Origin of the sequence: Cellulomonas sp. HD19AZ1 (assembly GCF_004535805.1) — a bacterium.
Lineage (GTDB): Bacteria > Actinomycetota > Actinomycetes > Actinomycetales > Cellulomonadaceae > Cellulomonas > Cellulomonas iranensis.
The window spans coordinates 347,749-360,582 of the sequence record NZ_SPHX01000002.1; the positions used below are offsets into that span (position 1 = coordinate 347,749).

At 75.4% G+C, this 12,834-nt stretch carries 12 protein-coding genes; 4 read left to right on the forward strand and 8 right to left on the reverse strand.

Translation table 11 applies throughout. The annotated features are described in order from the left end of the window. Window position 1: 1 nt before the first annotated feature. The 5 genes from E4A51_RS05125 to E4A51_RS05145 form a co-directional block, all read right to left on the reverse strand. Window positions 2-949 carry a carbohydrate ABC transporter permease gene (locus E4A51_RS05125; RefSeq protein WP_370297481.1) on the reverse strand — a complete coding sequence of 316 codons (948 nt, stop codon included), beginning with the start codon at window positions 947-949 and terminating at the stop codon, window positions 2-4. Continuing rightward, window positions 946-1,899, reverse strand: coding sequence for a carbohydrate ABC transporter permease (locus E4A51_RS05130; protein ID WP_134851049.1), 954 nt, complete (start codon window positions 1,897-1,899; stop codon window positions 946-948). Before E4A51_RS05130 ends, E4A51_RS05125 begins: the two co-directional genes overlap by 4 nt. 96 nt (window positions 1,900-1,995) lie before the next feature. Continuing rightward, window positions 1,996-3,282, reverse strand: a complete 1,287-nt coding sequence (locus E4A51_RS05135; protein WP_046527986.1) for an extracellular solute-binding protein — start codon at window positions 3,280-3,282, stop codon at window positions 1,996-1,998. 133 nt (window positions 3,283-3,415) lie between these two features. Beyond that, window positions 3,416-4,594: an ROK family transcriptional regulator gene (locus E4A51_RS05140; RefSeq protein WP_070318415.1), complete on the reverse strand. Its 1,179-nt coding sequence runs from the start codon at window positions 4,592-4,594 to the stop codon at window positions 3,416-3,418. 219 nt (window positions 4,595-4,813) lie between these two features. Next, entirely contained in the window at window positions 4,814-5,767 is a 954-nt protein-coding gene (locus tag E4A51_RS05145; protein ID WP_070318428.1) for a PfkB family carbohydrate kinase, read from the reverse strand. Window positions 5,768-5,945: 178 nt separating this feature from the next. On the opposite strand from E4A51_RS05145, the gene E4A51_RS05150 reads away from it, so the two are divergent. Beyond that, on the forward strand, window positions 5,946-7,229 hold the full coding sequence (locus E4A51_RS05150) for a pectate lyase (RefSeq protein ID WP_070318414.1): 1,284 nt from the start codon (window positions 5,946-5,948) through the stop codon (window positions 7,227-7,229). On the opposite strand, the gene E4A51_RS05155 is transcribed toward E4A51_RS05150, so the two are convergent. Then, entirely contained in the window at window positions 7,216-7,560 is a 345-nt protein-coding gene (locus E4A51_RS05155) for a hypothetical protein (protein ID WP_134851050.1), read from the reverse strand. The two genes, E4A51_RS05150 and E4A51_RS05155, sit on opposite strands and share 14 nt — an antisense overlap. A gap of 116 nt (window positions 7,561-7,676) precedes the next feature. Between E4A51_RS05155 and pgi the strand changes: the two genes are divergently transcribed. Next, on the forward strand, window positions 7,677-9,359 hold the full coding sequence (gene pgi / locus E4A51_RS05160; protein WP_046527983.1) for a glucose-6-phosphate isomerase: 1,683 nt from the start codon (window positions 7,677-7,679) through the stop codon (window positions 9,357-9,359). Window positions 9,360-9,554: 195 nt separating this feature from the next. Here pgi and E4A51_RS05165 read toward each other — a convergent pair whose 3' ends face one another. Next, complete coding sequence (locus E4A51_RS05165; RefSeq protein WP_082739561.1) at window positions 9,555-10,763, reverse strand: cellulose binding domain-containing protein; 1,209 nt, start codon at window positions 10,761-10,763, stop codon at window positions 9,555-9,557. 238 nt (window positions 10,764-11,001) lie between these two features. Here E4A51_RS05165 and E4A51_RS05170 point away from each other — a divergent pair, with 238 nt between their 5' ends. Further along, window positions 11,002-11,376, forward strand: a complete 375-nt coding sequence (locus E4A51_RS05170; protein ID WP_046527981.1) for an RNA-binding S4 domain-containing protein — start codon at window positions 11,002-11,004, stop codon at window positions 11,374-11,376. A gap of 4 nt (window positions 11,377-11,380) precedes the next feature. Here the strand turns inward: E4A51_RS05170 and E4A51_RS05175 are convergent, their stop codons facing one another. Next, window positions 11,381-11,749 carry an STAS domain-containing protein gene (locus E4A51_RS05175; protein WP_206119947.1) on the reverse strand — a complete coding sequence of 123 codons (369 nt, stop codon included), beginning with the start codon at window positions 11,747-11,749 and terminating at the stop codon, window positions 11,381-11,383. A 75-nt stretch (window positions 11,750-11,824) separates the two neighbouring features. On the opposite strand from E4A51_RS05175, the gene E4A51_RS05180 reads away from it, so the two are divergent. Beyond that, window positions 11,825-12,775: a DNA-3-methyladenine glycosylase 2 family protein gene (locus E4A51_RS05180; protein ID WP_240696387.1), complete on the forward strand. Its 951-nt coding sequence runs from the start codon at window positions 11,825-11,827 to the stop codon at window positions 12,773-12,775. Window positions 12,776-12,834 lie beyond the last annotated feature (59 nt).

Sequence of the window (12,834 nt, forward strand, 5' to 3'; positions counted from 1 at the left end):
CTCAGCCCTTCACCGCCCCGGACACGAGCCCGCCGGTCATGCGTCCCTGCACGATCAGGAAGAACACGACGACCGGGACCGCGACGAGGACCGAGCCGGCCATGAGCGCCCCCCAGTCGGTCGCCTTGGTCGCCTGCTGGAACGTGCGCAGCCACACGGGCAGCGTCATGGACTCGGGGCGGGTCATGACGATGAGCGCCATGATGAACTCGTTCCACGCCTGCAGGAACGCGAACACGCCGGTCGAGACGAGCCCGGGCGCGAGCAGCGGGAACGTGACCTTCCAGAACGCGCGGGGGCGCGAGCAGCCGTCGATCATCGCGGCCTCCTCGAGCTCGACGGGCACGCCGTTGACGAAGCCGCGCAGCGTCCAGATGGTGAAGGGCAGCACGCCCGCGAGGTAGACGACGCCGAGTCCGACGACCGTGTTGAGCAGCTGGGCCGAGTCGATCATCTGGAAGACCGAGATCATCATCGCCTCGGCCGGGATCATCTGGACCACGAGGATCGACAGCACGAACGCGCGCCGGCCGCGGAACCGGAACCGCGTGACGGCGAGCGACGCCGCGAACGCGAGCAGCATCGCCGCGACGAGCACGAGGAACGTCACCTGCAACGAGTTCCCCAGCGCGGGCACGAACGGCGAGCGCACCTGCCGGAACATCGCGGTCTCGTAGTTGCGCAGCGTGAACGCGTCGGGCCACAGGTGCAGGTCGGGGCCGGAGATGAGGTTGGTCGGCAGGAACGAGGTGTTGACCATCCAGTAGACGGGGAACGCGAACGCCGCCGCGACGAGCACGGCGAGCACGCCCCAGCCGACCGACGCGGCCCGGCGGCGGCGCGAGCGGCGGCGCGGCGCGGGCGTCGCGACGGGCCGCGCGCCCGCGGGCGCGGCGGCGGCGGCCACGGGCGGCGTCGCGGGGGCCGGGCCGGCGGGTGCGAGGCTCACAGCTCCTCCTCCTTGACCGTCGCGCGCACGTAGTACGCCGAGATCACGAGCATGACGACGGTGAAGATCACGGCGATCGCGCTCGCGGCGCCGTAGTGGCCCTGCGCCATGCCCATCTCGTAGATGTAGACGCCGAGCGTGCTGGTCTCGGACTTGATGCCGCCGATGCCCTGCAGCACGAAGATCTGCGTGAAGACCTTGAGGTCCCAGATCATCGACAGGACGACCAGCACGACGTAGATGGACCGGACGTACGGCACCTGGATCCCGAAGAACCGCTGCCGCGCGCTCGCGCCGTCGAGCTGCGCCGCCTCGATCACCTCGCCGGGGACCTGCGTGAAGCCCGCGTAGAGCGTGAACGCGACGAACGGGATCGCGCCCCACACGACGACGAGCGCGGCCACCGCGAAGAAGGACAGCGGGTCGATGAGCCAGGGGTGGCCCGTCCAGCTCGTCGACGTGAGCCGGGTGAGCAGGTGATTGACGACGCCGTACTGCGTGTCGAACATCCAGCCCCACACGAGCATGGCGGCCAGCGGCGGCATCGCCCACGCCAGCAGCAGCCCGACCGACAGCACGAGCCGCAGCGCCCTGCCGAGCTTCATGAGCAGCAGCGCGACGAGCGTGCCGAGCGTGATCGTCAGGGCGACGCACACGACCATGAACGCGAAGCTGCGGGCCGTGACGGTCCAGAACCGGCCGTCGGTGAGCGTGGCCGTGTAGTTGTCGAGCCCGACGAACGGCGCGGGCACGCCCAGCAGCTGCGCGCGCTCGTACTCGTGCACCGACAGCCACAGCATGCGCACGAGCGGGTAGCCCGTGATGACGGCCAGCACCGCGAGGCTGGGCGCGAGGAACAGCCACGGCAGCAGCCGGGCGGGGGTGATCGCGCGCGACGCGCGCGGGGCCGGCGCGCTGGGCGGCGCGGCCTGGAGCGTGGTGGTGCTCATCGACTTCCTCCGACGGACGGGCGGGGGCCGGGCGGGCGCACGGGGCACCCGCCCGCCGGGCCCGCGCACGGCGGCGCGGGCCCGGCGGGCGCGGGGTCAGCCGTTGAGGATCGACTCGATGGTCGCGTCGAGCTGCTTCGCGACGGTCGGCACGTCGCCGCCCTGCGCGATCTGGACGAGGGCGTCCTGGATGACGCGCTGCGCCTCGACGTCGCCCCACTTCGGCGACGCGGGGGTGAGCTCGGCGTTGGCGGCCGCCGCGGCGGACGCCTGCGTGAACTCGTCGTCCGGCAGCGCCGAGGCGAGCGACTTCTTCGCCGGGATCATCGAGTTCTCGGCGAGGATCGTCTGGTACTCGTCGGAGAGCATGATCGTCAGGGCCTTCTTGGCCAGGTCGACGTTCTTCGACTTGGTGGCCACCGCGACGTTGGAGCCGCCCGCGAACACCTTGGCGGTGGTGCCGGCCTCCTTGCCGGGCAGCGGGAACGCGTGCAGGTCGGAGCCGTACGTGTCGGCGCAGCCCGGGATCTCGGCGTCGGCCGCGGCCTCGATGGAGCCCCGCAGCCAGTTCGGCGCGGACAGGAACGTGGTCTGCCCGGCGCAGAACGGCACCTGCAGCTCGGACTCGTCACCGTCCTTGGGGGCGTTGGACGCCTTCGTCATGAGCTGCTGGACCTGCTCGAGCCCCGCGATGCCGCCCTCGGAGGAGAACCCGGCCTTCCAGGTGCCGTCGTCCTGCGGCTCGGCGATGAAGCCGCCGTTCTCCCACACGAACGGCAGCGCGTTGTACCAGTCCTGCCCGGGGAACCACACGCCCGAGCGCTCGGGCGTCGTGACCTGCTCGGCCGTGCTCACGTACTCGTCGAGCGTCGTGGGCACCGCGGTGCTGCCGAGGAGCTGCTGGCTGTAGAAGACGATGCGCGAGCCGGCGTAGTACGGGGCCGCGTAGAACGTGTCCTCCCACGTGCCGGCCTTGACGAAGCCGGGCAGCAGGTCGTCGCCGCCGAGGTCGGCCTCGATGTCGTCGAGCGGCGCGAAGAACCCGGCGGACGTGAACGTCGCGGCCTGCGTGTTGCCGACCTCGACCACGTCGGGCGAGTCGGACGACGACAGCGCGGTCGTGAGCTTGTCGACCAGGCCCGTCCACGACTGCTCCTCGATCGTGAGCGTCGAGCCGGGGTTCTCGTCCTCGAAGGTCGTCGTGAGGTACTCGCGCGCCTTGTCGGGCGTGTCGGTGCCGACCAGCCACACGCGGATCTCAGCGCCGTCGGAGCCGCCCGACGACCCGCCGGTGCCGCCACCGCCCGCCGTGTCGCCGCTGGAGCACGCCGTGAGCAGGAGCGCTGCCGCGAGACCGGCGGCGCCGAAACGTAGGATCTTCACGTTGGGGTCCCTTCCCTGAGCGAGGCGGTCGTCGCCACGACGACCGCCGGGGGTGGTGCTGCCGACCTGCTGGACGGTCGGCTCGAGGTCGTCACGTGACCTCGGGCCGGCCCCGGTGCGCGGCTCGGGACCGTCACGTGATCCCGAGCTGCCCGGACAGGACGAGCACGGCGGCGCCCGCGAGCGCCGCGTCCTCGTCGAGCGTGGCCATCCGCAACCGCAGGTCGTGCCCGATCACGGGCATCGTCCGGTCGCGGAGCATGGTGGTCGCCGCCTCCCGCAGGGGTCCGTCGAGCAGCTCGTCCGGACCGGAGAGCAGGACCTCGGCGAGGTTGAGCGCGCTGACGACGGGCGCGAGGCAGCGGCCCAGCGTCCGTCCGACCGACGCCAGCGCGGCGTCGGCGTCCTCGGGGGCGAGACCGGCGGTGCGACGGCGCAGGGCCGGCGCGCTCAGCACGGTCTCGAGGCAGCCGGCGCGGCCGCACGCGCAGGGCTGCGGCGCCTCGCCCGGCGTGTCGTCGTCGACGACGGTGACGTGCCCGATCTCGCCGGCGGCGTGGCCGCGGCCGCGCACGAGCGCACCGTCCACGAGGAGCCCGGCGCCGACACCCTGGCCGACGGTGACGATCATGGTGCTCGGGTCGGCGCCGCCGTAGGTGTACTCCCCCAGCGCGCGCGTGTTGGCGTCGTTGGCGACGTGCACGGGCACGCCCAGCGCGGCGGAGAGCCGGGACGCGAGCGGCACGTCGTACCAGCCGCGGTTGGGCGCCTCGACGACGCGGCCCGCGTCGTCGATGACGCCGGGCGACGAGATGCCGACGCCCACGACGGGCCGCGCGGCGGCGGCGACGAGCCGACGCGCGACGTCCTCGACGAGCGCGAGCGCGGCCTCGCCGGTCGCGCCGCCGGTGGGGACGCGCTCGCGGCGCACGACCTCCCCGACGAGCGTCATGACGGCGCCGTGCACGGTGTCGTCGTCGGTGAGGTCGAGCGTGACGACGTGGTGGTCGTCGGCGCGCAGCCCGACGAGGGTCGCGGGCTTGCCGACGCGGGCCTCGGAGCGGACGCCGAGCTCGGCGACGAGGTCCTCGGCGAGCAGCGCGGCCACCAGGTCGGAGACGGTCACGCGCGTGAGGCCCGTGCTGCGCGCGATGTCGGCGCGGGACGACGGGCCCTCGTGGAAGAGGTGCCCGAGCACGAGCGCCCGGTTGTGGGCCCGCGCGTGCTCCGGGAGCACCTTGGCGGTCGGTCGCAGCTGGCGCTGGACCGGGCCTCCCGGGCGGCCCGTCCCGGACCTCGTCGTCGTGGACATGTTTGTTAGTACACCTTCCTTATTAATCGCCGTCAAGGGTCGTGAGTGACCGTGATCACATCGTGATCGGGCGTTCACACGGGTGCGCCCGGCGGGCGACGCGGCGGTAACACGGGCCTCGTCGCACGACGTCGCTGCAGGTCAAACGCGGGGCAGAGCCAGGACCGGGCCAGGACAGCGACGCTGACGGGAGCAGGGCGGGCGTGGCACGCGCGCGGGTCAGGCGCCGGTGAGCACCTCGGGGACCACGCCCTCGTCGGCGGCGGCGAGCCACCCGCGCGCACCCGCGTGCCGTACCGACACGGTCGCGCACCGGACTCCCTCGACGAGCGCGTCGAGCGAGCCGCTCCCCCGCGCGAGCGCCGCGGCCGTCGCGCCGTGCAGCACGTCACCCGCCCCCAGCGTGTCCACGACGTCGCCCGCGCCGACCCTCGCGGGGCGCACGCGCTCGTGCACCACGCCACCCCCGGCGACCGTGCGCCGCACGCGCACGTCACCCGCGCCGGCGCTGCGCGCGACGACCCGCGGGCCGTGCGCGGCCACGGCGGCGAGCACCGCCGCCACGGCGGCCTCCTGCTCCGCGCCCGTCGCCGCGCGCGGGTCCGCGAGGCCCGGGACCAGCAGGTCGGCCGAGAGCACCGCGTGGTCCACGACCGCGAGCAGGTCCGGCGTCGTCGGCTTCCACGACCCGCCGTCCAGCAGCACGGGCAGCCCGGCGGCGCGTGCCGCGCGCGCCACGGGCACCGCCGCGCCCGCGTGGTGGCCGTCGACCAGCAGCGCGGTCGCGCCGTCGAGCACGCGCACGTCCGCCGCGACGTGCGGCGCCCGCGCGCCGTTGACCGACACGACCGCACGCTCCCCCGTGCCGCGCGTCACGAGCACCGTCGAGACCGGCAGCACGCCCTCGGCACCCCGCGCGAGGTCCACGACGTCCACGCCCGCGGCCGCCAGACCCGCGCGGGCCACGTCCGCCAGCGGGCCGGCGCCCAGCACCGTCACGAGCGTCGTCGGCACGCCCAGAGCGACCGCCACGGCGGCCGCGTTCGCCGCGGGCCCGCCGAACGTCACGTCGAGGCCGTCGGCGACGACCTTCTCGTCGGCACCCGGCAGCCGGTCGACCACCTGCGTGACGTCGAGCGTCGTCAGGCCGCAGCAGACCAGTCGCGTGCTCATCGCGGCATCGTCCCAGACGCGCGCGCAGCCGCGGCGCACCAGCCACGGCGCGCGCCCGGACCACGACCGTGTGAACGCTCACACCTTCAACGTTTCACCGTGCCCGGCGCCCTTCTCGCGGGCCGCACGACCGTGCTTGGCTCCCCGCACGCCCGTGCCCACGTCCCGGGAGGACCCCATGCACCGCAGACCCCGCACCGCCCGGCCGCCGCTGCGCGCCGTGCTCACCGCCGCGCTCGTGCTCGCGCTCGGCGGCACGCTGGCCCTGACGACCGCGCCGGCCGCGTCCGCCGCGAGCGTCGACACCACCGCCTGGTACGTCCTGGTCAACCGGCAGTCCGGCAAGGTCATGGACGTGCGGGACACGTCGACCGCCGACGGCGCCGTCATCCAGCAGTGGCCGCGCAACGACGGCGCGTGGCAGCAGTGGCAGTTCGTCGACTCGGGGTCGGGCTGGTACCGCCTGAAGTCGCGGCACTCGGGCAAGGTCCTCGACCTGTGGGAGTGGTCCACCGCCGACGGCGCCGGGTTCCGGCAGTACACCGACCTCGGCGCGACCAACCAGCAGTTCAAGCTCGTCGACTCCGCGAGCGGCGCGTACGTCCGGCTCGTCAACCGGCACTCGTCCAAGGTCGTCACGGTCACCGACCGGTCCACGGCCGACGGCGCGACCGTCACGCAGCTCACGGACAACAACCAGTACAACCAGCAGTGGCAGCTCGTGAAGGTCGGCAGCGGCGCGCCCACGCAGCCGACGCCCCAGCCGACCGCCGCCCCCGGCGCGTTCCCGGCGTGGCCGACCGCCCAGGGGCAGCAGAAGGTGTCGGCGACCATCAAGATCCAGGGCACGCGCGACATGGGCATGGTCCGCTACTACGGCATCGCGCCGGGCGGCCAGGACGAGGGCCAGCCCCCCATGTTCGAGCTCGCGGACGGCGCCGTCCTCAAGAACGTCATCCTCGGGACCGGCGCCGGCGACGGCATCCACTGCCGCGGCACCTGCACGCTGCAGAACGTCTGGTGGGAGGACGTCGGCGAGGACGCCGCGACGTTCAAGGGCACGTCCGCGTCCCAGACCATGACCGTCGACGGCGGCGGCGCGCGCCTCGCGTCCGACAAGGTGTTCCAGCACAACGGCCCCGGCACGTTCGTGATCAAGAACTTCCAGGTCAGCGACTTCGGCAAGCTCTACCGCTCGTGCGGCAACTGCTCGACCCAGCACGCCCGCACCGTGCAGGTGCAGAACGTGCTCGTGACCGCCCCGGGCAAGGCGCTCGTCGGCATCAACCCCAACCTCGGGGACCGCGCGACGATCACCGGCGTGACGGTCGTCAACGACCCGTCCCGCAAGATCGCGATCTGCGAGGAGTACCGCGGGGTCACGTCGGGCGAGCCGACGAAGGTTGCGACCGGCCCCAGCGCCGCGTGCGGCTACAGCCCGTCCGGCATCACGTACCGCTGAGCGACCCCGCACCGGTCCGACGCGCGCGCGGCCGTGCCCGGTCGACGAGCCCCCAGGCCGTCGCACCGAGCACGGCCGCGGCCGTGAGCACGGCCGGCCACGGCCCGGCGACGTCGGCCGCGACGTGCGACGCGACGAACAGCGCGAGCCCCACCACGAGCACGACGACGGGCCGCCACCACCCGACGCGCGGCACCGCCACGCGCAGGCACCACGCGGCCGTGACCAGCAGCACCAGACCGCCGAGCCAGCGCACGCCCGTGCCCTGGGCGAGCGCGAACGCGACGACGAGACCGGTGGCGGCGACCGCCGCGACGGGGACGCGGGACATGCCGCCCACGGTAGCCGCGGCGCACGACCGGACGTCCCGTGCGAGAACGCACCCACCGGCCCTACGGTGGGCGGGTGCGCGAGTCGCACCCCGCTCGTCGAACCCTGGAGAACCCCGTGCCCACGCCGCCCATCGACCCGACGACCACGAGCGCCTGGCAGGCGCTCTCGGAGCACGAGAGCACGCTGCGCCCCGACCTGCGCACGTGGTTCGCGCAGGACCCCGAGCGCGCGCAGCGCCTCACGCTGCCGCTCGCGGACCTCACGGTCGACCTGTCGAAGAACCTCGTGACCGACGAGACGATCGCGCTGCTGGCGCGTCTCGCGGACGAGGTGCAGCTCACCGACCGGTTCGCCGCGATGCTCGCGGGCGAGCGCATCAACGTCACCGAGGACCGCGCGGTGCTGCACACCGCGCTGCGCCGCCCCGCGGGCGCGCAGCCTCCCCTGGTCGTCGACGGGCAGCAGGTCGACGAGGACGTGCAGCGCGTGCTGGCCGAGGTGTCCGCGTTCGCCGAGAAGGTCCGCTCGGGCGCGTGGACCGGCGTCACGGGCGAGCGCGTGCGCACGGTCGTCAACATCGGCATCGGCGGCTCCGACCTCGGGCCCGTCATGGTCTACGAGGCGCTCGCGCCGTACGTCGCCGACGACCTCGAGGTGCGGTTCGTCTCGAACATCGACCCGACGGACCTCGCGCAGAAGACGGCCGACCTCGACCCGACGACCACGCTGTTCATCGTCGCGTCCAAGACGTTCACGACGCTCGAGACGCTGACCAACGCGCGCCTGGCGCGCGCCTGGCTGTGGGAGCGGCTCGTCGGCGAGGGCCGCATCGAGGACACCGACGAGGCGCGGCGCGGCGCGGTCGCGCAGCACTTCGTCGCGGTCTCGACGGCGCTCGACAAGGTCGCCGAGTTCGGCATCGACCCGGCCAACGCGTTCGGGTTCTGGGACTGGGTCGGCGGGCGCTACTCGGTCGACTCCGCGATCGGCACGTCCCTCGCGATCGCGATCGGCCCCGACGCGTTCCGCGAGCTGCTCGCGGGCTTCCACGCGGTCGACGAGCACGCCCGCACGACCCCGTTCGAGCGCAACGTGCCGTTCCTCATGGGCCTGCTCAACGTCTGGTACGTCAACTTCCTCGGCGCGCACACGCACGCCGTGCTCCCGTACGCGCAGCAGCTGCACCGCTTCCCGGCGTACCTGCAGCAGCTCACCATGGAGTCCAACGGCAAGTCCGTGCGCTGGGACGGCACGCCCGTCACGACGCAGACCGGCGAGGTCTTCTGGGGCGAGCCCGGCACCAACGGCCAGCACGCGTTCTACCAGCTCATCCACCAGGGCACGCGCCTCATCCCGGCCGACTTCATCGCGGTCGCCAACCCCGCGTACCCGCTGCGCGACGGCGAGACCGACGTGCACGCGCTGTTCCTCGCGAACTTCTTCGCGCAGACCAAGGCGCTCGCGTTCGGCAAGACCGCCGACGAGGTGCGCGCCGAGGGCACCGCCGAGGAGATCGTGCCCGCGCGCGTGTTCTCGGGGAACCGCCCCACCACGTCGATCCTCGCACCGGCGCTCACGCCGTCGGTCGTGGGGCAGCTCATCGCGCTGTACGAGCACATCACGTTCGCGCAGGGCGTCGTGTGGGGCATCGACTCGTTCGACCAGTGGGGCGTCGAGCTGGGCAAGAAGCTCGCCCTCGAGATCGCCCCCGCGGTGCAGGGCGACGCGGCCGCGCTCGACGCGCAGGACCCGTCGACCCGGTCGCTCATCGCGAGGTACCTCGAGCTGCGGGACTGACCCGCGCGGCCGTCGCGGCACGGCGACGGCGCACGCACCGCGGCCCGCGGTCGGCACGGCTCCCCGAGCGGGGTGGTCGTGCGGACCGCGGGCCGTCGTGCGTCCGGGACGCGTGCGCGGGCCGCGGACGGGTCCTGGCCGAGGGCGCGGCACCTGCGACACGACGGTCGACGGCGGCGACCCGTCAGGCCCGCGTCAGCGTGCCGTGCAGGTGACCGCGCCGACAGGCGGCTCGCCGGTGCCCTGGAAGCCGAGCTCGGCCGCCGCGCCGGGTGCGAGCGCGCCGTTCCACGCGACCGCGTCGAACGTGACCGACGACGAGCCCGACACGGTGGCGCTCCAGGCGTGCGCGACCTGGTTCGCCGGCAGCGGCACCGCGACCTGCCAGCCGGACGTGGCCGACGTGCCGCTGCTCGTCACGCGCACGGTCGCGACGAAGCCGCCCGGCCACCGGCTCGTGACCGTGAGGACGGCCGTGCAGGCCGCGCCCGCGGGCGGGGTGGGCGTGGGTGTCGACGTGGGCGTCGACGTCGAGGTCGGCGTCGGGGTCGGGGTCGCGGTGGGCGTCGGCGTCGGCGTCGGGGTGACGGTGGGCGACGGGCCGGGCGTCGGCGCCGTGCCCTCGACGAGCGCGAGCGCCCGCTCGACCACGGGCAGCCAGGTCGCGGCCATGCGCACCGTGCCGGCGTCGTTCGGGTGCACGCCGTCCGACGTGTCGCGCGCGGGGTCCCAGCCGGTCCAGTGGTCGGCGACCAGCACGGGCGAGCCCGGCGTCGACGTCGCGGCGGCCCACGCGGGGACCTCGGCGTTGAGCGCCTCGGTGCGGGCCGGGCACTGCGCGCACGACGGCGGCGCGACGGGGATGATCTGCGCGGCCACGACCACGACGTGCGGGTCGACCGCGCGCATCTGCCGCACGAGCGTCGTCCACGCGTCGAGGACCTGCTGCGGCGTCCGTGCGCTCCACACGTCGTTGGTCGCGAAGTGCATGAGCACGACCTGCGGGCGCGTGGCCGCGAACCACGCGGCCGCCTCGCCGGACGCGGCGACGTTCGTCACGAGCGCCCCGCCGTGCCCCTCGTTGTCGCCGTCGTGCGCGATCCCGCAGCCCTGCGGCGGCAGGGTGCCGACCATGTCCACGCGGTGCCCGGCGGCGGTCAGGTCGCGGTGGAGCAGCGCGCGCCAGCAGCCGGGCGAGCCCGTGATGGAGTCGCCGAGCGCCATGACGCGGACGGGCTCGGCGTCGGCCGCGACGGACGGGGCGACCGAGGCCGCCCCGGGAGCCGCGAGCGCACCCGGCGCGGTCGCGGCACCGGCCGGCACGAGCAGCGCGAGACCGACGACGGTCGCGAGCGCGCGGAGCCGCCGACGACGGACGGGGCGGGACGGAGGGCTGGTGGCCATGCTCACGGCTCCTTCGACGCGGGTCCGCGCGCGGCGCGGGCGGGCGGCGCACGCCCACGGGGCCGAGCGTCGCGCGGACCCGCCGCGCGCGGGACCGTCGAAGCGTTTCACCGTCGACCGCGTCGCCGTCGGGCAGACACGCGGCCTCGCGCTCGCTCGCCGACGACCCGCACGCCGCCGCGTGGCAGGCTGGCCCCGACGACGCGCACGGCGTCGGGAGCCGGACGGGAGGTGCACCGTGGCCGAGCCGCAGGGCCGGGTCCGCGTCGACGCCTGGGCGTGGGCGGTGCGGCTGTTCCCGACGCGCTCGGCCGCCGGGGCCGCGTGCCGCGCGGGCCACGTGCGCGTCAACGGCGAGCGCGCCAAGCCCGCGACGCAGGTCGTCCCGGGCGACGAGGTGCAGATCCGCGGCGCGGGCCGCGAACGGCTCGTCGTCGTGCACCGGCTGCTGGTCAAGCGCGTGTCCGCGGAGATCGCGCAGGCCTCCTACCTCGACCGCTCCCCCGCACCCGTGCCGCGCACCCAGGTCGCGGTCGCGGCGCAGCGCGACCGCGGCGCGGGCCGGCCCACCAAGCGCGACCGCCGGGCGATCGAGCGGCTGCGGGGCCGCTGACGCGTCAGCGCGCCGCGTCGCCCGTCGGGCCGGGACCCGCCCCGAGGCCCGCGATCCAGTCGCGCACACCGGTCGCGTCGAGCAGGTCCGCGACGCGCGGGCTCACCGCCGTCAGCCGCAGCGGGACGCCGCGCTCGTCGGCGTCCCGCGCGAGGCGCACGAGCACCGACAGGCCGCTGGAGTCGAGGAACGTCACGGCGCCCGCGTCGACCTCGACGCCCGTGACGTCGGGCTCCGCGAGCGCCGCCCACAGCGGCGGCGTGTCCCGCTCGCGCACCGCCAGGTCCACCGCGCCGTCGAGCACGACGCGCAGCACCGCGCCCTCGCGGCGCACGGCGAGCCCGCCGTCGCGCACGCCCGGTCCCGTCGTCACGCGCCGAGTGTGCCGCGCGTCACCGGGCGCGGCACGCCGAACGGGCGCGTCGGCGCCCGGGTGCATCCTGGAGGTGTGACCGCCGCCCACCCCGTGACCGCGCCGCCGCGCGCCCCGCACGCGACCGGCGACGTCGGTACGGTCGTCGCGTGCCCGGGGCACGTCGACCCGCGACGCACGGTCGGCCGCCTGCGCCGCGGCGCGGGCGACCCCACGTGGGCCACCGTCGACGGCGCCGTCTGGCACGCGACGCGCCGGGCGTCCGGGCCCGCGACGCTGCGCCTCACCGGCGTCCCGGGGGGCGTGCGCGCCGACGCGTGGGGGCCCGGCGCGGCCGACGTGCTCGCCGACGTGCCCGGTCTGCTCGGCCTGCTCGACGACCCGACCGGGTTCGCGGCGCACCTGCACCCCGCGGTCGCGCGCGCCCACCGCACGCACGCGTCGCTGCGGCTCGCGCGCGGCGGCGACGTGTGGTCCACGGTCGTGACGTCGGTCCTCGAGCAGCGCGTCGTCGGAACCGACGCCAAGGCGTCGTGGCGCCGTCTCGTCGCGCGGCACGGCGACCCTGCTCCCGGGCCCGCGCCGGCGGGCCTGCGCGTCGCGCCGCCGCCCGCGGCGTGGGGAGCCCTGCCGGTGTGGGAGTGGCGGCAGGCGGGCGTCGACGCGCACCGCGCCGACGCGGTCCGGCGCGCCGCCGCCGTGGCGCACCGGCTGACGCCCGACCTCGCGCCCGCCGAGCTCGCGCGGCGCCTGCAGACCGTGCCCGGCATCGGCCCGTGGACCGCGGCGGAGGTCACGTCGCGCGCGCTGGGCGACCCCGACGCCGTGCAGGTCGGGGACGCCCACCTCCCGCACCTCGTCGGGTGGGCGCTGACGGGGCGACGCGCGGACGACGCCGGCATGCTGCACCTGCTCGCGCCGTGGGCCGGGCACCGTCAGCGCGTGCTCGTGCTGCTGGAGGTCGCGTACCGCGGCGCCATGCCCGCGTACGGGCCGCGGGGGCGGCGCGCCCTGCCGATGCGCTGACGGGCCGCGCCGGCGGGCGGGTCGCGGGGCGCGCGGCACGCCGAGGGGCTGCGCGGGCG